Here is a 19015-nt window from a genome sequence, read left to right on the forward strand (position 1 = left end):
TGCAGGCGACTTGCCCGCTCTCGAATCAAAATTCATTTTTAAACAAACGTTTGTTTAAAATCCCGCAACCCATTGTACCACATAGACTCGCGAACATTCTATTTTTCTAGTTCTCCCTACATTATAACCGGAAGAACATAAAAAAAGACAAAACTCGGGCAGTGCCTGTCACCGCCCGAAGTTTGTCGAATTAGCCATTAAAGCAGACGCAACCAACAATAATGAGAAGGATAAACAATACAACGATTAACACGAACGTGTTATTGCCGCCGCCATAAGCTCCTGCTACGTTGCCGCCGTATCCATAGTTTCCGTAACCACACCACATAAAATGTTCACCTCCCCAACCATTTCTACACTATCGTACGCATTATATGGACAATTTGCGTCGGACAAACGTTGAATTTTCCCAAAAATCTGGAGGAAATTTTTTAGTCGATTTCCACGGTTTGTTAATGATCCACATGATGTGTTTCCTATTCGCAAATTTGATTCCACCCTCTTGGAATGGAAGAAACCCACCATACAGGTGGGTTTCTTCGAGGGGGAGCTAGGAGTCTCGTCGTAAAAAGGCGGTGCAAGCCTTGATTTTTTGATACCCGATCTTCACACAAAGGAGATGTCCAAACATACTGTTAATTAGAACCAGCCGTAGTTCTGCCAGCAAAATAACAAGATAAAAGAACTACGAATTAGGTGGAAAAAATAAAATATTGTCGTGGCCGCGCCCACGGTCGCGCCCATCCTGACTTATAACTCCTCCTCCTCTAAAACGAGCTACTATATCCTATTTGCGGGTTCAGCAAATTGACCAAGACAAGCGTGGAGAAACACAAAAATAGGCTTCAAACTGTATCTTCTGCAAAAGAAAAACTGGTAATGACAGATGACTTGCATCACCTTTTAAAACCAGTTATTTGACTACCCTCTCATAAATCCACCCTCAGAATGAATCACTTGTCCGGTTATCCATTCCGATTGCTCACTGGCTAAAAACGAAACAAGATTCGCTACATCTTGAGGCACCCCTACTCTTCCCCGAGGAAACTTCTGCGTTAACTGCCTTTTTAAATCCGCGCTCATCCATCCTGTATCGGTTGGCCCTGGATTGACCGCATTAACTGTTATTCCCTTTTCAGCCACTTCCGCACTTAATGTTGTTGTCAGAGCTTCTATGGCTCCTTTTGTCGTAGCATAAGCTAGCTCACCTGGCATGGGAGCTAAAGATTGCCCAGATGTCAGATTAATAATTCTTCCCCCTTGCCCTTTTGAAAACCGTTTTGCAAACTCACAGCTGACTAAACTAGTCGCTTTTACATTTACTAAATAGTGAAGCAACAATTCCTCTTCATCCAAAGTTTTAAAAGAGGATGAAGTAGAATAGGCTGCATTATTTACTAACACGTCAGCTGGACCTAATTTGCTTTCCACTTCATCTAAAAGGACTTGATGTGAATATTTCACTGCTAAGTTAAGCTCCATTTTTTCACATCTTACGCCAAATTGAAGGATCTCCTTTTGCAATAGGGACGGTTCCTCCTCTTTTATCCCCCATTCCATTTCTTGATCATAAGGGCTCCAATACGTAAAAAAGATATCCATTTGCTGGCCCGCTAAAGCTCTGCAAATGGCTGCTCCTATTCCCTGTAATCGGCTTGCTCCGGTTATAATTGCTATTTTATTCATCAGTTTGCTCACTCACTTTTCTTGTATGTATGGTGAAATATTCTTTACAGAGCAGCGGTTTCCTTTTTTCTAAACAACACTTTATTAAATATCCGCGTAAATCTATTAAAATAACAATAGCTATCTGATTTCACCCGAACATCTCCATGCTATACTTGAACTGAAGAAATATGGCAAAGGGGACGTATACTTTGAAATTAATTACACCATGGTTCCTCCATCTAACTAAAAAAACTCTGGTCATATTCGTTCTCAGTTCTGTATTATTAGCCAGCTGTTCAACGATCGAATCTAGTCAGACAAGTGATCGGCCAGAAAACCTATTAGAGGGAAAAGTAACCCGAGTTATAGATGGTGATACGATTGAAGTCGAATTAGAGAACGGGTCAGAAGAAACAGTCCGGTTTATTTTGGTCGATACACCGGAGAGTAAAGGGAAATATACTGGGGACCCTCAGCCCTTTGGCAAAGAGGCGGAAGCTTTTACGAAGCAGCAGTTAGAGGGTAAAACTGTTGGCTTAGAGCTAGGGGTCGAAGAGCGTGACACGTTTGGCAGATTACTAGCCTATATATGGGTGGATGAGACTATGTATAATGAAACATTACTTCGTGAAGGGTTAGCCCGCGTGGCTGTATACCCGCCTAATACTAAGTATGTCGATTATTTCCGCGAGATTGAAAAACAAGCGATGCTTGAAGAAAAAAACATTTGGTCAATTGAGAACTATGTATCTGAAGATGGATATGAAGATGATGTAACCTATGAAGAACGTGATAGCACGGCTAGTCCTGACAGCCCTGAATTAGATGAACCTGATCGGGATTGCGGTGATTTTCCCAGCTGGGAAGAGGCTCAAGCCTTTTTTGAGGAAGCCGGAACCGGAGACCCTCACCGGTTAGATGGTGATGGTGATGGTATTGCTTGTGACAGCATCCGCTAAGTCATCCTGTCGAAAATAAGTATTTCTTAGGAAATAATTGTTGCAGGATCCATTTCGAGTCGAATTATTGTGAGGTAAGAGCCGGTTTTTTCATTAGAAAAAACCGGCTCTTTTATACTAAACCCACTGCAACACTTCAATGCGGTTTCCAAATGGGTCAAATATATATATTCGGTCAGCCCCTGGTAATCTATTATCTTTGATATATTGAATCTCGTTTTTTTCCAGGTGTTCGATAAATATCTGCAGATCATCTATTACAAACGCAGGATGTGCTTTTTTAGCAGGACTAAACGGCTCCTCCACACCAATATGAATCTCGATAGAGCCTGCTTGAAACCAGACTCCGCCATTTCTCTTTAATTCTTCAGGTTTTTCTTTTTCGTTAAAACCTAGTACCCCATTGTAAAACTTTCTTGCTCTTTCCTCACAGCCATTAGGTGCTGCTAATTGAACATGGTCAATTGTTTGAAATTGAAAAGTCATTTTTAACCCCTCCTTTCTTTACTGTAAAGGAGGTAAATGGAAAAAGACAGTACGGATTTTTTATAGTGAATGATAAACCATTCTTATCTTTCCTTTGGGTATTTTAAAGTATGAACGTGCTGTAAAAGACTGGCCGGATTTTACTGATAGAAATTTGACCAGTATAAAATACCTCAGAAACGGATGGAACACAAAAAAAATTGCCTCCAAACAGGAGGCTAAAAACCATGTATATTATAGGGGGGATACATTGGTATTCTTACTCTTCCCCTATTCCCTATAATTTATACTAGTAATCTCATTTTTTTTTACAATTTTGTTAAATTAAATTTACTGCTTACTTTTATCTCCCTCATCAACATCACCAGATGCGGCCATTTCCTTTGTTGATTCGCTCATGGTAAAGTCATAGTTGTTTAGTCTTGAAAGAGTGCGGTTTTTACCTGTAATGTTTTCTAAAAGTTCTTTTACATCAATTCCAGATGAAGCTTTTAACGACTCCTGCAAACTAGACATAAGATTTGTGGCGTAACTAGTTACTTTGTTAGCACCGCCATTTGAGCTGTTACCGCCAGTATCAACAACCGTGATTTTATCAATGTTGGAAAGTGGGCTGGCGACTTGTTTTGCATATTCTGGAATCATCCCAACAATCATATCTAAGATGGCAGCCTGACCGTAATGTTCGAAGGCCTCCGCAATCTTGCGCTTCGCCTCTGCTTCTGCGAGACCTTTGAGACGAGTAACTTCTGCTTCAGCTTCCCCTTGTGCCCGTTCTGCCTCGGCTTTGGCAATCCCGGCAATGCGGACCTTTTCAGCTTCGGCTTTAGCCATCGCTTCAATTGTATATTTATTGGCATCCGCTTCTGCCATTTCTTTTAATTTATTGGCCACAGCAGCCTGCTCAACGGCATAACGGTCTGCATCAGCTTTCTTTTTCACTTCAGAGTCATACTGGCGTTCACGACGGAGGATTTCCTTTTCTTCCAGTTCGATTTGTTTTTGGCGCTCAATGATTTTAACCTGCATTTCCTGTTCCGTAACTTCTTGTCTGGCTCTTGCGGTTTCGAGATCATACGCCTGGTCCGCGCGGGCTTTGGCAATATCCTGCTCTCTGCGGTAATCAGCCATTTTCATTTGATTGGTTTTTTCCGCTTCGGCAATTTCAGTGGCCCGCTCAAGCTCAGCCTTTTTCGCATCTTTATCAGCTTCTGCCCGTTTAATCCGGGTTTCCTTTTCTGCTTCTGCAGTGGCAATATCAGCATCCCGCTTCACTTGGGCAATTCTTGGTTTCCCTAATGATTCCAAATAACCATTTTTATCCCTTACATCCTTAATCGTAAAGGATACGATCACAAGGCCCATTTTCGCTAAATCTTGGGAGGCCACGCGCTGGACCTCTTGGGAAAATTTTTCTCTATTTTTATAGATTTCCTCTACAGTCATAGACCCTAAAATCGAGCGAAGATGACCCTCAAGCACCTCTCTTGCTTCATTTTCACGATCTTGTTTCGTTTTCCCAAGAAACTGTTCTGCAGCGGTTGCGATCTCACTGATCGATCCCCCAATTTTTATGATTGCAGTTCCATCCGCCATAACCGGCACACCTTGTTCCGTATAAACCTCTGGTGTGCTTACATCTAATTTGCTTGAAAGTAAACTTAACGGTTGTGCCTGTTGAAAAACCGGTAATACAAAAGTACCGCCGCCCCGGACAATTTTAATTTTATTGCCTGCTTCATCAACATGCACATTTTTACTTCCTAAATAACTCCCTGTTACAATCAATGCTTCATCAGGTCCTGCTGTCTTATATTTTGAAATAAATACCCCAATTAGTGCTAAGACTAAAAATACGGCAATTCCTGCCACAATCCAAAGCATACCTGTCATATTGACATTCCCCCTAATTCAATAATTCATCAAACGATTCATGCGGAGATACATAGAGAACTCCTGCTTTCACATCAATAACCAAGACCTGACTTCCCTCTGGTATGGGAAGATCATCAAAGCTTGCTGCCGGTTTGGCAATATTTCCACTATTGCTTTCTATCACCACTTCTCCAAAGCCCTCTTTAGGTACAGAAAGTATGACCTTGCCAATTCGTCCTTTTAACGATTCCTCGGTGTAAACCAATGATTCTTCTGCAGATGAAAGAGGAATCAGGACAAAGACATTTAAGAGTGTATCTAAAAGAACGGCAATGAGTACCGACACAAAGATAATTAGAAAACTGTTAAGTGGAGTCAGGATCTCCAACAAATAGCCACTGGCTGAGAAAAAAGTGAGAAAGGCTAAAATAAGAGTTGGATTAAAAAATCCACTTGCCTCCGCTATACCCTCGAGGACATCCCCAAACAAAATATATAGAACCGTAATTACGCCTGAAATGATTAATGCAGTTAAATAAATTGATTGAATCGGTGCGCCAAACAGTTCCATAATCCTTCATCCTTTAACTTAATTTTTTATCCTCCTGAAGCCTCTCTTTTAACCGCTCTAATTCTAATTCCACTTCACTTTTTCCTGTGATTTCATTTATTTCCTGATCTAATGATTTATTCATCATTTGGAGATCTTCGCTGGTTTCGGCTTCTGCCTCTTGGCGAAGGACTTTTTCTTCCATTCGTTCAAAGCCTTTTTTCGCACTTGAAGTATTGGTAGTGGATAATGCACGATTAATAGAGGTTTTTGCTTTTGCAGCTTCTGCTCTAGCCTTTAAAGAGTTCCGCTTTAATTCCATCTCACGGAATTCATTTTTCATTACTTTTAGCTTTTCTTTTAGGTCAACAACCTGGTGGAGTGCTTGAGTGTGAAGGTCTTCTAATTGTTGGTGTTCTTTCGTGAGGTGGCTCTTATCTTCTAGAGCCCGCTTGGCTAAATCTTCGCGGTTATTTTTTAATGCCTCAATCGCTTGCAGTTCACGTTTTTCGATTAATTTCTTCGTTTCTTCCACTTTCCGTGCAAGGAGTTTCTCCTCGCCCATCATTTTGGCAGTCGCCTTTTCGGCGTCCACAATCTCCTGATTCATTTCTCTTATGAACTGGTCAATCATGTGAACCGGGTCTTCAGCCTTGTCAATCAACGCATGGAGCTCAGAGGCTACCACTGTTTTGACCCTTTTAAAAAGTTCGAACATGTAAAATCCCTCCCTTATTCGTGGCGAAAGCCTGCTGCTTTCTTCCTACTTTACATACGAACGGGTGCGGAAATGGTTTCATAATTTGGTAAATTTTAAAAATATCCAAGGATGATAATCGAAACTTCATGCAGGAAAAAAACACCATACTAGTTTATGATAATAACGAAAATAAATGCTTTTACAATTCGAATCATAGGTGAAATGAGTTTCTGATGCATCGTCATGTTGAATTTGAACCTATTATGACGGAGTTTAAAAATGTGATAAAAAAAGAGGCGGAACTGAAACCGGCTGGGATTGATGTAGATTCAATAAAAGGACGGGTTAAATAAAAGGGGGAAGCATTTTTCCCCCTTTCTATATGTAAGGAAGATTTATAGTTTGTATAAAAATGTATAGCTTTTCTTTTCATAATCCATTTTATCCGTGTAAAATCGATGGGCATCGACCCGCTGTAATCCGGAAGACAGATACACACAAGAGCAGTCATTTTCCTTAGCCAGATCATGAACGTAGCGAAGCAGAGTTTCACCATATCCTTTGGAGCGTTCGGTTGATTTCGTCACTAAATCATGGACATACATGTTCCGAAGATTATAAAAGTTTGTACCTATTTGGACGCCAGTTACCGCTTTAATTTCACCTTCATCCTCTAAGCCATACAGCTGAAAACCCTGTTTTTCCATTTCCTCATACAAAGAGAAAAAATCTTCTTCCGATAAGTGTGTACGAAGTTCCTTTAAAATAGGAAAAGCTCTTTTCAGTTCGGTTTCTGTTTGGCATTGAAAAATCGTTATCATGGCTAGCGCTCCATTTCTATTTTTCTATTATTATACAATAGGAACTTTTAATAGAGACGGGCATTTTTAAATTCTATTAACTGAAAAGCCTTTGAAATCTAAGGAGACTTGGGGAGTTTAATCAAACGTTTGTTTAAATTTTTTTACCCATTCTTCAGAAGGACTCTAAAGGCAATAATCTAATTAGTCAGCAACCGGAGTGTCCTTGACAAAGCTTCTAAAGGACCAGGTTTATTAAAAAAGCAGCTAAAATGTCCTTGAGAACGGTTCTAAAAGCCATACTCTAATAGAATACAGCCAAAATGTCTTTAACAAAGCTTCTAAAAGCCGAAATTTAAATTGAAAGCAGCCAAATGTCATTAAGAACGGTTCTAAAAGCCATACTCTAATAGAATGCAGCCAAAACGTCCTTAACAAAGCTTCTAAAAGCCGAAATTCAAATTGAAAGCAGCCAAATGTCATTAAGAACGCTTCTAAAAGCCATACTCTAATAGAAAGCAGTCAAAATGTCTTTAACAAAGCTTCTAAAACCCGAAATTTAAATTGAAAGCAGCTAAATGTCATTAAGAACGCTTCTAAAAGCCATACTCTAATAGAAAGCAGTAAAAATGTCCTTAACAAAGCTTCTAAAAGCCGAAATTAAATTTGGAAGCAGCTAAAATGTCCTTGAGAAGGCACTAAAGACCCTAATCTAATTAAATTGCTGCCAAAGTATCTTTAAAATTTTTACTGGCTATCAATTTCCAAATATTTAGACAAACGTTTGTTTAAAAAATGAGCTCGCTGAAACATTAAAGAACCCTGTCCAATGACAGGGTTCCTGTATTTAAACGCGATCTTCTTCTCTTATTTCATCATAAGGTACAAAAACCTCGATATGACGGTATAGATTCACAAATTCAGCTGGTACTTCTCCGCCATATTCACCGTCCAGATTTAAAAGCAATTTTTGCTCAGATGTGACCTTAATCCGGTTGGCTTTCGTGTAGATGACGTGATCATCGTTGATATGATCCCCTCTTACGGCTAATGTGACAAGCCGAACGAACTCAGCGAGGTTCGTCTTCTTCAAGATCAGCAGCGTGAACATTCCATCATTCAGGGATGCATCCGGGGCTAGCTTTTCAAAGCCGCCAACGGAGTTCGTATTGGCAATAAGGAATAGCATAATTTCCCCTTCATATTCCTTGCCGTCGTACTCGATGCGAGTTTCTGTAGCTTTTAGGGATGGCAGCATTTCAATCCCTTTTATATAGTAGGCAAGCTGACCGAGAACTGTTTTTAAGCGGCTAGGTACATCATAGGTTAACTCCGTTAAGCGACCGCCGCCGGCGATATTAATAAAATATTTATCATTCATCTTACCTACATCAATAGGGATTGTTTCTCCTTTTATGATAATATCTACTGCTTGCTCAACTGATCTGGGAACACGGATAGCCCGTCCAAAGTCATTGGTTGTTCCGACAGGGATAATACCTAACTTTGGCCGGTATTCCTTTTCAGCTAGGCCGTTTACGACCTCATTTATCGTACCATCTCCGCCAGCAGCAATTACAATATCATATTTCCGTTCTACTGCAATTGCAGCCGCTCTTGTAGCATCCCCTTCACCTGTGGTGGCATGGCAGGAGGTTTCATACCCTGCTTCTTCTAACCTTTGCAGAACCTCAGGTAAATGTCTTTTGAAAATTTCTCTTCCTGATGTGGGATTATATATAATTCTGGCTCTTTTCATATTCATCATCCTAAGTTATTTGCATTGTACTTCCACTATTTAACATAATAACGATGGTTGGTCATGAAAGCAAATTTATTTTACTTCCTAAAAAGGACGATTTCAATAAAAAGTAAACGCCTATCGGACCTAATCTTTTATTTTTGGAACCTATTTTATGGAGTTTGTTGGACGTTAAGTGCTGCTGCATTCATAATATAAATGCGGTTCGACGCATCGGTTGCTTCAAGAGAAACATTTTTTTCATTTATGGTATCTACGTAATATTCCCCTTTAATCTGTTCTGCTTGATCCTGTTCTTCGACGATCTGTAATTCTTCTATATTACTTATAACCTCTTGAATCCCAGTTGCTTCCATTCCTACAATGTTATCTTTCTCCAGAAATAGTGACACGTTATCACTATCTTTTACAATCCAATCACTCACCATGGTTCGAGGCTTTAACGTAATCGGTGCATAATCTCCCATTACTTCAAGTTTAAGGTCGTGAGGGACAAGCACCGTTGCCTCCATCGAAATATAGGTTGAAAAAGGTCCCGATTGACTTGCTGGTTCCATTAACCTTACATAGAGAGTATCTCCTTTAGTGGTAGATGAGAGGTATTCGTCGACAGAATCCACTTTTCCGTCCTTCACGCTGATTTCACCAGAATAAGTCCCAAATATCGAAACGTTCGCAGAAGATGTGGACTCAATCGTTAATGGAGTATTACTTGCGTTTTCGATGACTACCCGTTTGACTTCTTCATGCAATTCTTGATCATAGACAGGCAGTTCCAGAGTCTTCTGTTCCCTGGAAAGCATCTCCTCAATCGAGTCAGCTACCCCTATTTGCGAGAGAATCGTAAACGCTAAGCCTGTCATCCCCAAAATACCGATTAAAAAAATGCTTAAAACATCATACTTTAACATTTCCTTCCCAGACTTTTGCAGCCATAGATAGAGGAAGATCTCAATCCCTAAAACTATAAATATAAAGGGCCACCAGCTTACTAAAATCCTTGTTAAATCGAAATCTACAAATTGGGAAACGAGAAGAGCAACCCCTAGAAAAAGCAGGGATGCTCCCATCGAAAATGTTCCGATTCTCCAGGTCCTCATTCTTTTACCTCCTGTTTCTTTTTACCGAATAAAAGCTTTACCCCTCCTGTAATCAGCAGTATACAAATAATCGTGGTTTGGAAGTATTGATGGAACCAGTAGTAAAAATTAATTTGAAATACTCTTTCTAAGTAAGGAGCAAAACCAGGCAGTAAGATGTTAGCCACAAAGTAATAGAGACCAATCAAAATCAATCCTGCCCCAACCCATTTTTGATAGTTTACAAAGTAATGGATAATCGGCGTATCCTCCTGAACCTCATGCGAACGCGATGCTTTTTGCAGCCCGTCAAAAAAGCTATAAAACCAAATGATCGGGATCAGAAATAGGAAGATTCCTAACCGTAATACGTCCAGTATATAAATCGCAAATAAGAATGCCGCCATTAACTGTATTCCGCGTCTTTGTAGACCTAAATAAAGGTGTCCCGCTCCCGGAAAGATTGATAAGAAAGTGGCAATCGCCTTACTCTTTTTCCCTTCTTCCCTTCTGTTCTCAAAATCCTCTAATATCGTCCGGTCAATTAATTCCTCACCTCGGCGCTTCTTCTCAAGCAGCTGCATCGCATCAAAGAATCCATAAAACCAGATCACCGGAAGGAGAAGCAAAAAGATGAGAAACTCACCTCTATGTGAAAGAAAGGTTACAAAAAACACCATGACGCCTAACCCTAGGAATGCAGCAAGTAATGTAATTCCCCGATTCATTAGACCCAGCTGAAAGTGACCGAGTCCGGGTACAAAGGAAAGGATAATTGTATAAAATCGTTCAGAGTCTGAATTTCGTGAAGATGCGATTCCCTCTTCTCTTTGCTGATAGATTTTTGATGCGGTAATGGCGGTGTCAATCAGATTGATGATATATAAGACGAGTGCTCCGCCGAATCCCAGAAAAATAAACTCATCAATCCACATGATTCGATTTAATATTAATCCTAAGACAGGACCGCCAAAGACCCCAGCCATATAGAAAAGCCCTCTTAAAAACTTCCCAAGATAGAGTAATCCTCCGCCCGGAAAAAAGCCTAATAAAAATGCAATTAATGGGTTTTTCACTTTTCTTTCGCCTCCTTGTTATTTTCTTCCCACTCATCCAGCCAGGATAAGGTTTTATTCATAACCGTTTCCGTGATGGAAGATTCTTTTGCTTGTGCTGTATTTTCAAATTTATCTAATACTCCAAACATCGACTGAAAGACGCCGCTAAACGTTAAGATGAGTGTAAAACTGGCGGCTGTTGCGTAATGAAACCAAACGGATTGGACGAACGATTTTTTCTTGTTATCTATAGCGGCGGTTTCGCCTATTCTTTCGCTAAGACCTGTTTCTTTTTCAATCAGTCTCATTACATTATCGGTGAAATGTGAACTGGATAGGTCAGGCAGCGTATCTTCATGAAAAGAGATGGCTTCAGAATAAAGTTCTAAACAGGCTTCACAATTAAATAAATGATTTTCAAATAAGGCCCTTGTATCTTCGGGAATTTCACCCTTTACATATTTCAACCACTCTTCATACAAAAAATGACTCATACAAAATCGTCCTCCTTCCAGTTTTCTTTCATCCACTTTCGTGCCCTGTATAGCTTCATCTCTATCGTCTTCGTTTGGACATTTAGTCCATCTGCTAATTCCTGATAGCTTTTCTCCAGTATGTAAAAACCATAAACCACATCGCGATAGCTGGCTGGGATTTCATCCAATCTGGATCGAATCAGCGCCAGATGTTCTTCTCTGAAAAAGACCTTCTCCACACTTTCATTAGAGGGAGCCTGGTAATCGTCATAAACTGAGATTGACGCTTCCTCCCTCTTGCGGTAAGCCTTTCTTTTCATATCAATGGCATGGTTGGTTGCAATTCGAGTAATCCATGTTTTAAAACCCTGGTTTTCATATTGAGGGAGAGAAAGAAAAATTTTCAAAAATATATCTTGGGCAGCGTCTTCAGCATCCTTTTCATTGCGTAAGATCCCATAAGCTACATGGAAAATGTACCCTTGGAAGTGCTCTACAATCAGTCGAAAAGCGTGCTGGTTGCCCTTTTTCACCTGATTTATCAAACTTTGAACTTCTATGTCTCTCCCCCCTTTCACTTCAATCAACCACACACACTACTTTAATAAACGAATCCCAATAAGAAAACCCTACACCCTATAAAAAATAAAAAACCAGTTCGACACATGCCTGTCACCCCCCGAAGATCCCCATGTTTGTCGAAAATAGCATACAAAATAACCCATTATATGCTGTTTTACACTGGCAGTCGCGTTTTTGGCGCAGACCGGTTCAGTCTTTGGTGATGAAATTTAATATTATCGGACATAGGTTCCGCTATTTGTAACAATTGGGGCGATTTTTAAAATTATAGGACATAGGTTCCGCTAGTTTGGCAAATAGCCGAGATTTTCGACTGATTTTCGGTAAATAACGGATCCTATGTCCTATCGTATCCTCATAATAGCTGTTTTTATGGAAATAACGGATCCTATGTCCGCGCCTGGTAAGCGTGCCGCGAGATTTCCTAATCCATACTGATTTTACGAAAGTGCGAGCTATGCTTTCTTAACTCGCAAAAAAACCCCGTTTCCTGCAGCCAGGAACGAGGTTTTTGCCGGTATTATTCAACTAGGACTCTGGTCAATTTTCCTTGTTTTACAGATTGGAAGACAGCATCCATTACAAGCTGCTGCCGATGCCCGTCTTCAAATAAAGGAAGGTCCGGATTTTTCCTTTCATCTGTTAAATATTCATACATTGCCTGAATAAAGGGATTAAATGCACGATAGTAACGAATTGCCGGATTTTGTATCGCAATCGGAATTGGCTCAAGCTCCAGCTTTATTTCTTCTAGATTGGAATCATCTCTCCCTACTAATAGCTTTGTATCATCGATGATATGTATCGTCCCTTTTGTGCCATAGATTCGTAGCGAAGAGCCTAATCCATGTCTGACAGGTGTGACCGTCTGCAGGGTAAAACTAGTTCCCTTCTCTGTTTCACCAACAATTGTAAAGAGATCATCAGTGGTTCGTTTTTCTATAATTTCTCCGCTATCGTTCCTCAGTTCGGGGATTGTTGTTTTCAGACGGCCGAATACCTGCAAAATCGTAGAACCCGTTAACCAATGAACAGCATCCACCATATGGGAACCGAGAGCCCCAAACATACCGCCATATGATTTTTTATCCGCGAGCCAGCCAATGGGTTTAGTCGTTAACCGAATATAGTTGGCCATACTTGACTCAAAATCAATGTGAATAATATCACCTAGGACCCCTTCCTCAATGAGCCTTTTTGCCTTTTGTCTCGCAGGCTGAAATCTCCACTCGAAATCTAAGAACCCATGTCTGTTCCAATGCTTTTTCAACTGGATAAGCTGTCGGGAATCATCCGCATTCGTCACAAACGGTTTTTCACATAGAACATGATGATCAGTAACAAGAGCCTCCTTCGTCATTTCATAATGCTTTGCTGGAATGGAGGACACCACTACAAGATCGAGCTTTTCCTGTCTAAGCATCTCTTGCCAGCTCGTATATGCGTTCTTAATTCCCGTCTTATTAATAATTTCCTCTTCCGTTTGCCCCGAAACCGAGCTAATCGCCTGCACTTTGAAGCCTGGATGAATATTAAATATGGGTGCTTGCACAAGACCGCCAAAACCTGTGCCAATAATGCCAACTTTAAATTCCTTCATACGATCCCTACTCTCAGAAGTATATTTTAGAAATTCAATGATATCTTTCGTTAATCAATATAGGATATTTTTTTTGTCATTATACCATATAGGCAAGCTGTCAATTATCGACCGTTTAAATCAAAGTAATGTTTGTAACAATCTCATGCTGTTGGTTTACGGGCTAGTTTCAGGGGAGACGTGTAATAGATAAGGACCATGCAACAATCTCGTATCAAGCTTAACAATTCAGTAACTATTTCGACACTTGCCTGATAGTTTTCGACATATGACTGGCACGCATCGGGATTTTGCGACTCGACAGGTGCCTGGCACTCCCCCGGGATGTGTCGGAACAAGCTAATTATGGATCAACTGAAAAAATTGTTAGTTCATGCCATTTATCATTATTCATTTTGACAATCTTACAGTATACTAAAGTTAAAATAGTCGTAATGGAGAGTTTTCATGAAGAAAAAGTACATCTGGTTAGGGCTCCTTGCAGCCGCTATTCTTTTTTTAATTCCATATAGTATGCCTTTAGTACTTGCCCTTCTGACTGCTGTATTTTTAGAATATTTAGTCAGGTGGTTTACTAAGCTGTTTAGATTGAAACGATTTTATTCGGTTCTGCTTACTTTCATTTTGTATCTCGCCTTTCTCGCCGTAGTCAGTTACTTTATTGTACATACTCTTTTCTCCCAGTTAGTTGGGTTAAGTGAAAAAGCTCCTGGTCTCTATGATGAGCTGTACAATACCGTGATTCTTCCGACCATGAGTAAGTGGGAAACATTTGTCGAAACATTGCCGTCAGAAGTTCTGACCTCCATTGAAGCGGCGATTCGAAATGGTCTCGAATCGTTAAGTCAGGTGTTTGAACTTCTTCTTGAAAATATTTTAAGCTTTGCTGCAGGTGTGCCAAGCTTTATGATTGAGTTTTTAGTTTACTTGATCGCTCTATTCTTAATCAGCTTGGATCTGCCAAACCTATTAGAATCTGTCAAGCGGCATTTAACGGATGAAACATACAGTAAAGTGAGCCTTGTTTTTGGCCAATTGGCCCAGGCTGCCGTAGGATTTATAAAAGCGCAGATTATTTTAAGTGCCGTTACGTTTATGCTAGCCTATGGAGGTTTATGGCTATTAGGAGTTCCATATACAGCTTTAATCTCACTATTAATTGTTATTGTTGATATTCTTCCAATTCTTGGAACCGGATCAGCCCTTGTTCCATGGGCAGTTGTTTCCATTATTCAAGGCAACAGCGGCCTTGGAATTGGCTTAATTGTTCTCTTCCTTGTTATAACAGTAGTAAGAAGAATATTAGAGCCGAAAGTTCTATCAACGAACTTAGGAATTTCGCCTTTAGCGGTACTCGTCAGTCTCTACATTGGATTAAAACTGATTGGAGTAGCCGGTCTATTCCTTGGTCCAGCGGTTGTGATTGTATATAAAACGATTAAGCAAGCTGGATTTCTCAATACATCTTATAAAATTTAAGGGGTTGACCTCAACAAGATAGCCGCCAGAATTTGGCGGCTATCTTTTTAACACTTTCAGAAAGTATAAAATTTTAGCAAAGAAGTAAATTCGACGTAGTTAAAATTTTTAGGAATAAAGTATAAGTGCAACTAGGCAATCGCCTGCGCCGTAAAGGCTTGGCGCTAGCCAAGTTTTCTTTATCATATTCGTAAAGCTACCGTTACTTTAGCTCTCCCAAAAATTGTGCGAGTCTATTCCATGTTTGAGTTATTCCTGCGATTACTCCCATGTCGATTACTTTTTTGAGGTTTTCCGGTGAATCATAGCGGGTTCTGCTTAAAAGCAGAGTCTTTCCTTCTTGTTCCTCAAATGTCATCGTAATTTGTGCAGCAGGCATCTCTTCTGCTATATTACCTTCTTCATCGGAGAAATAGTCAACATATACAATTTGTTCTGGTTCCACTATTTCTTGGTAAACCGCTTTACCCCATGACTTTATTTTCCCATCAGGCGACTGCATACAATAGTGCCATACTCCACCTGGACGGAAATCGATGTTGCAAACTGGAAGTGTCCATCCTTCAACGCCAAACCAGCGTTCTAGGTGTTCTGCTTTTGAGAATGCTTCAAAAACGAGAGATTTCGGCGCATCAAAAATTCTCTCCACAATAAGGTCAGTGTGCTCAGCTCGTGTATAAGTAATTTTCGGTAATTGGTTCTCTAAACGGCCGAGGGTTGATTGGGCACCTTCAATCGCTCCGAATTCTTTGACGGTTCTTTCCAGCTCTTCAGCGGAATTAAAGCGCATTTTCATCGTGAGTTCTGTCTTAGTTCCCTGATCGGCAAATGTAACTGTCACTTGAAAGTGTTCTTCCTTGCTATCGCCATGTGAATAAACTAACCGTTCAGGACTTTCAATCTCTCTGAAAGTGATCTTATTATCATAGTCTGTTCCATCAGGACCATGCATTACGTAATGCCATACTCCTCCTGGCTTTATTTCAATTTCCTTAGTTGTAATGGTAAATCCACTCGGTCCCCACCACTGCGGTACATGTTCAGGATCCGTCCACGCTTTAAAAACAAGTTCACGTGGAGCATGAAAAATTCTAGTTACAATTAACTCCCGACCCTCTACGGACGTTTTAGTATCATTTTTTAGCTTGGCTTCTGCCATACCATTATACCTCCTAATGATTTGTTAAATAGTTCTCAGCAGGATTCTCTAATTACTGGCTATCTTTTTTCTCTCCTTCCTTTCTTTTCATTTCCTGCAGGTAATCATCTAAGCGGTCGAATCTCTCGTTCCACAAGCGACGGTAGGAATCCAGCCAGACCTCCAGCTCTTGAAAAGGTTCTGGCCTTAATTTGTAATACCGCCGATTAGTAACCGCATGTACCTCAACAAGTCCAGCATCACTAAGAACACGAAGATGTTTGGATGTTTGCGGCTGATTCAGGCCGAGACGATTTGCAATGTCCCCTACTGTGAGGGGCCCGTCACGCAAAAGTTCAACGATGTGTAGTCTGTTTGGTTCTGAAAGTGCACTAAAGGTTGAGTTCATGTTCTCAATATAACTGATTAGGAATATTCCTGTCAAGGAATATTTAAAAATTTTTTAAACTATTTTAAAAAACTTTGTACCTCTAGTGGCCCTATCAAGGACTGTTCTCCCGCTTTTCTTTAATTCTGTTTCTTTAGACACTCAATCGAGGACTCTTCCCTCTTTTCATTCATTCCAGTCATTTAGAGACCCCACCAAGAACTTATCCTCCTGTTCCCAATAAAAAACCGCATTCCCAATTAGGAAAGCGGCGCTAGCTGCCAATATCATTCACCATATAAAATTTTATCTTTTAAAGTAGTCAAAATGCTATAGGAAACCTCATCCCAAAGTGCTGCTTCTTCAACATAGCTCTTGGTTAATTTCTTGAAAGTTTCCTTTTGTTTCTCCGCAAAGGATGGGTCCTCTTTTGCCGGAAGAGCAGCCCTTACCTCATCGACAAGCTGCTGCAGCTTTGGTGCCCGCGGACCCCAGACTGCTTTTTCAGAACCATCATTATCGATAAAAATAAAGATTGGAATAGCACGGGATGTACCGTTTGTTAAATATTGATCCATTAACTCTAAGTTCTGGTCACGGAGCAGAAAGCGAATATCTATGTTTGCTTTTTCTGCAATTTTGACCAGTATCGGCACATTTAACATCGCGTCACCGCACCAGTCTTCTGTCAATACGATTGCTCGCAGCTGTTTTTCTTTTAATTGTTCTATTAGTTTGATATCGTCTTTTTCCAGCTCAAACCGCTCCAATATTTGAAGCATATTTTCTTTATTAACCTTCATTAGCGAAGTATATTGATTAAATGTTAAACCCTTTTCAAACCATTGTTCTAAAGTCATATTTTCCACCTCAAACTTATGTATTTGCTTTTAAATTACCAAATTTACTTTTAAAAAGCGAAAATTTAGATTCATGAAAAGAAAGAGACTACCCGCCGAAAACGAGCCGTCTCCCAATTACTCTTATCGTTTATTAATTTCTTCAACTAGCAATTTATTGACTAGCGGCGGATTAGCCTGTCCTTTCGTTGCCTTCATTATTTGACCCACTAAGAAGGCTAACGCTTTTTCTTTTCCGTCCTTATAATCTTGAATCGATTGCGGATTGTTATCTAGAACTTCTGCAATTATCTTTAATAACGTGCCCTCATCAGAGATTTGCACGAGTCCTTTTTCTTTAACAATCTTTTCAGGGTCTCCCCCTTTTTCAACCAATTCCTTAAAGACGTTCTTCGCAATTTTTGATGATATCGTTCCATTTTCAATTAATTTGATCAGACCCGCTAAACTTTCAGGTGTCAAAGCTACTTCTGCTAATTCTTTTCCTTCGGCATTTAAGTAGCCTGACACTTCACCCATCAGCCAGTTGGACGCCTGTTTCGAATCCGCGCCTGCTGTGATTGTTGCTTCAAAGAAATCAGACATTTCCTTCGTAATGGTCAGCACCTGAGCGTCATAGACTGGAAGTGAAAGCTCTTCAACATACCGTTTTTTCCGTTGATCAGGCAGTTCCGGAATTTCAGCCCTGATTCTTTCTTTCCATGCATCATCAATATTGAGCTCAACCAGATCTGGTTCTGGGAAGTAACGGTAATCCTCTGATCCTTCCTTAACTCTCATTAAAATTGTAGTGTTAGTCGCCTCGTCATAGCGGCGGGTTTCTTGACGTATGACTCCGCCTGACATTACAACCTCTTTTTGCCGGTTTTCTTCGTATTCTAAGCCTTTTCTGACAAAGTTAAAGGAGTTTAAGTTTTTCAGCTCTGTTTTTGTTCCGAATTCCTTTTGTCCGACTGGACGAATTGAGATATTTGCATCACAGCGAAGACTTCCTTCCTCCATTTTGCAATCAGAAACCCCTGTGTATTGAATAATTGATTTTAATTTTTCTAAATATGCATACGCCTCGTCAGGAGTACGAATATCTGGTTCGGATACTATTTCAATTAATGGGGTTCCCTGGCGATTGTAGTCCACAAGCGAATATCCATTTGGTGAATGGTTGAGCTTCCCTGCATCCTCCTCCAGATGAAGTCTTGTAATTCCGATTTTTTTCTTTTGTCCATTTACTTCAATCTCAATCCAGCCGTTTTCACCGATTGGTTTATCAAATTGAGATATTTGATAAGCTTTCGGGTTATCTGGGTAAAAATAGTTTTTTCGGTCAAACTTTGTAACCGTCGCAACTTCACAATTCAAAGCCATCGCAGCTTTCATCGCAAACTCGACTGCTTTTTTATTCAGCACAGGCAAAACACCTGGATACCCAAGCTCAATTACACTCGTATTGGTGTTAGGCTCGTCCCCAAAATTGTTTGGGCTGCTTGAAAAAATTTTCGACTCTGTTTTTAACTCAACGTGTACCTCTAAACCAATTATCGTTTCAAAGTCCATA

General features: G+C 40.2%; 18 protein-coding genes and 2 pseudogenes. 2 read left to right on the forward strand and 18 right to left on the reverse strand.

What is annotated here, in order from left to right:
* Positions 1 to 190: 190 nt before the first annotated feature.
* Positions 191 to 319 (reverse strand): annotated as a pseudogene (locus tag CRO56_RS11650) (YjcZ family sporulation protein); the annotation flags it as partial.
* Between the two features lie 602 nt (positions 320 to 921).
* A complete protein-coding gene (locus tag CRO56_RS11655) occupies positions 922 to 1686 on the reverse strand; it encodes an SDR family oxidoreductase (protein WP_097158794.1) in 765 nt (254 codons plus the stop codon).
* Positions 1687 to 1877: 191 nt separating this feature from the next.
* Between CRO56_RS11655 and CRO56_RS11660 the strand changes: the two genes are divergently transcribed.
* Complete coding sequence (locus CRO56_RS11660) at positions 1878 to 2627, forward strand: thermonuclease family protein (protein WP_245855810.1); 750 nt, start codon at positions 1878 to 1880, stop codon at positions 2625 to 2627.
* Between the two features lie 117 nt (positions 2628 to 2744).
* On the opposite strand, the gene CRO56_RS11665 is transcribed toward CRO56_RS11660, so the two are convergent.
* From CRO56_RS11665 to CRO56_RS11720, 11 genes are all read right to left on the reverse strand, one after another.
* The gene (locus CRO56_RS11665) at positions 2745 to 3113 is read right to left on the reverse strand and encodes a VOC family protein (RefSeq protein WP_097158795.1); all 369 of its coding nucleotides are present in this window, start codon (positions 3111 to 3113) and stop codon (positions 2745 to 2747) included.
* Between the two features lie 330 nt (positions 3114 to 3443).
* On the reverse strand, positions 3444 to 5006 hold the full coding sequence (locus CRO56_RS11670) for a flotillin lipid rafts scaffold protein FloT (RefSeq protein ID WP_097158796.1): 1563 nt from the start codon (positions 5004 to 5006) through the stop codon (positions 3444 to 3446).
* 13 nt (positions 5007 to 5019) lie between these two features.
* Positions 5020 to 5559, reverse strand: coding sequence for an NfeD family membrane protein (locus tag CRO56_RS11675; RefSeq protein ID WP_097158797.1), 540 nt, complete (start codon positions 5557 to 5559; stop codon positions 5020 to 5022).
* A 13-nt stretch (positions 5560 to 5572) separates the two neighbouring features.
* Positions 5573 to 6256, reverse strand: a complete 684-nt coding sequence (locus CRO56_RS11680; protein ID WP_097158798.1) for a PspA/IM30 family protein — start codon at positions 6254 to 6256, stop codon at positions 5573 to 5575.
* 377 nt (positions 6257 to 6633) lie between these two features.
* Positions 6634 to 7059: a GNAT family N-acetyltransferase gene (locus tag CRO56_RS11685; protein WP_097158799.1), complete on the reverse strand. Its 426-nt coding sequence runs from the start codon at positions 7057 to 7059 to the stop codon at positions 6634 to 6636.
* Between the two features lie 826 nt (positions 7060 to 7885).
* Positions 7886 to 8797: a diacylglycerol kinase gene (locus tag CRO56_RS11695; protein ID WP_097158801.1), complete on the reverse strand. Its 912-nt coding sequence runs from the start codon at positions 8795 to 8797 to the stop codon at positions 7886 to 7888.
* 155 nt (positions 8798 to 8952) lie between these two features.
* Positions 8953 to 9900: a hypothetical protein gene (locus tag CRO56_RS11700; RefSeq protein ID WP_097158802.1), complete on the reverse strand. Its 948-nt coding sequence runs from the start codon at positions 9898 to 9900 to the stop codon at positions 8953 to 8955.
* A complete protein-coding gene (locus tag CRO56_RS11705) occupies positions 9897 to 10955 on the reverse strand; it encodes a hypothetical protein (protein WP_097158803.1) in 1059 nt (352 codons plus the stop codon). Before CRO56_RS11705 ends, CRO56_RS11700 begins: the two co-directional genes overlap by 4 nt.
* Entirely contained in the window at positions 10952 to 11431 is a 480-nt protein-coding gene (locus CRO56_RS11710; protein WP_097158804.1) for an anti-sigma factor family protein, read from the reverse strand. The genes CRO56_RS11705 and CRO56_RS11710 overlap by 4 nt, the downstream gene beginning before the upstream one ends.
* Positions 11428 to 11958 (reverse strand): sigma-70 family RNA polymerase sigma factor, encoded by a 531-nt coding sequence (locus CRO56_RS11715; protein ID WP_245855811.1) that lies wholly within the window; start codon positions 11956 to 11958, stop codon positions 11428 to 11430. The genes CRO56_RS11710 and CRO56_RS11715 overlap by 4 nt, the downstream gene beginning before the upstream one ends.
* A gap of 557 nt (positions 11959 to 12515) precedes the next feature.
* Positions 12516 to 13595, reverse strand: coding sequence for a Gfo/Idh/MocA family protein (locus tag CRO56_RS11720; protein ID WP_097158805.1), 1080 nt, complete (start codon positions 13593 to 13595; stop codon positions 12516 to 12518).
* Between the two features lie 447 nt (positions 13596 to 14042).
* Between CRO56_RS11720 and ytvI the strand changes: the two genes are divergently transcribed.
* On the forward strand, positions 14043 to 15074 hold the full coding sequence (ytvI, locus tag CRO56_RS11725; protein ID WP_097158806.1) for a sporulation integral membrane protein YtvI: 1032 nt from the start codon (positions 14043 to 14045) through the stop codon (positions 15072 to 15074).
* Between the two features lie 202 nt (positions 15075 to 15276).
* On the opposite strand, the gene CRO56_RS11730 is transcribed toward ytvI, so the two are convergent.
* The 5 genes and pseudogenes from CRO56_RS11730 to gatB form a co-directional block, all read right to left on the reverse strand.
* Positions 15277 to 15759, reverse strand: a complete 483-nt coding sequence (locus CRO56_RS11730) for an SRPBCC family protein (protein WP_245855839.1) — start codon at positions 15757 to 15759, stop codon at positions 15277 to 15279.
* Between the two features lie 24 nt (positions 15760 to 15783).
* Positions 15784 to 16233 (reverse strand): annotated as a pseudogene (locus CRO56_RS23235) (SRPBCC family protein); the annotation flags it as partial.
* A gap of 52 nt (positions 16234 to 16285) precedes the next feature.
* The gene (locus CRO56_RS11735) at positions 16286 to 16621 is read right to left on the reverse strand and encodes an ArsR/SmtB family transcription factor (protein ID WP_097158807.1); all 336 of its coding nucleotides are present in this window, start codon (positions 16619 to 16621) and stop codon (positions 16286 to 16288) included.
* A 266-nt stretch (positions 16622 to 16887) separates the two neighbouring features.
* Positions 16888 to 17460, reverse strand: coding sequence for a thioredoxin family protein (locus CRO56_RS11740; protein ID WP_097158808.1), 573 nt, complete (start codon positions 17458 to 17460; stop codon positions 16888 to 16890).
* 123 nt (positions 17461 to 17583) lie between these two features.
* Positions 17584 to 19014 carry an Asp-tRNA(Asn)/Glu-tRNA(Gln) amidotransferase subunit GatB gene (gene gatB, locus CRO56_RS11745; protein WP_097158809.1) on the reverse strand — a complete coding sequence of 477 codons (1431 nt, stop codon included), beginning with the start codon at positions 19012 to 19014 and terminating at the stop codon, positions 17584 to 17586.
* Position 19015: the final 1 nt, after the last annotated feature.

This window comes from Bacillus oleivorans (assembly GCF_900207585.1).
In the GTDB taxonomy this organism is placed as follows: Bacteria; Bacillota; Bacilli; order Bacillales; family JC228; genus Bacillus_BF; species Bacillus_BF oleivorans.

Excerpts from the sequence above, each read along its gene's own strand:
- CRO56_RS11655 (WP_097158794.1), bottom strand. The coding sequence starts at position 1,686 with ATGAATAAAATAGCAATTATAACCGGAGCAAGCCGATTACAGGGAATA.
- CRO56_RS11665 (WP_097158795.1), bottom strand. The coding sequence starts at position 3,113 with ATGACTTTTCAATTTCAAACAATTGACCATGTTCAATTAGCAGCACCT.
- CRO56_RS11670 (WP_097158796.1), bottom strand. The coding sequence starts at position 5,006 with ATGACAGGTATGCTTTGGATTGTGGCAGGAATTGCCGTATTTTTAGTC.
- CRO56_RS11675 (WP_097158797.1), bottom strand. The coding sequence starts at position 5,559 with ATGGAACTGTTTGGCGCACCGATTCAATCAATTTATTTAACTGCATTA.
- CRO56_RS11680 (WP_097158798.1), bottom strand. The coding sequence starts at position 6,256 with ATGTTCGAACTTTTTAAAAGGGTCAAAACAGTGGTAGCCTCTGAGCTC.
- CRO56_RS11685 (WP_097158799.1), bottom strand. The coding sequence starts at position 7,059 with ATGATAACGATTTTTCAATGCCAAACAGAAACCGAACTGAAAAGAGCT.
- CRO56_RS11695 (WP_097158801.1), bottom strand. The coding sequence starts at position 8,797 with ATGAAAAGAGCCAGAATTATATATAATCCCACATCAGGAAGAGAAATT.
- CRO56_RS11700 (WP_097158802.1), bottom strand. The coding sequence starts at position 9,900 with ATGAGGACCTGGAGAATCGGAACATTTTCGATGGGAGCATCCCTGCTT.
- CRO56_RS11710 (WP_097158804.1), bottom strand. The coding sequence starts at position 11,431 with ATGAGTCATTTTTTGTATGAAGAGTGGTTGAAATATGTAAAGGGTGAA.
- CRO56_RS11720 (WP_097158805.1), bottom strand. The coding sequence starts at position 13,595 with ATGAAGGAATTTAAAGTTGGCATTATTGGCACAGGTTTTGGCGGTCTT.
- ytvI (WP_097158806.1), top strand. The coding sequence starts at position 14,043 with ATGAAGAAAAAGTACATCTGGTTAGGGCTCCTTGCAGCCGCTATTCTT.
- CRO56_RS11735 (WP_097158807.1), bottom strand. The coding sequence starts at position 16,621 with ATGAACTCAACCTTTAGTGCACTTTCAGAACCAAACAGACTACACATC.
- CRO56_RS11740 (WP_097158808.1), bottom strand. The coding sequence starts at position 17,460 with ATGACTTTAGAACAATGGTTTGAAAAGGGTTTAACATTTAATCAATAT.
- gatB (WP_097158809.1), bottom strand. The coding sequence starts at position 19,014 with ATGGACTTTGAAACGATAATTGGTTTAGAGGTACACGTTGAGTTAAAA.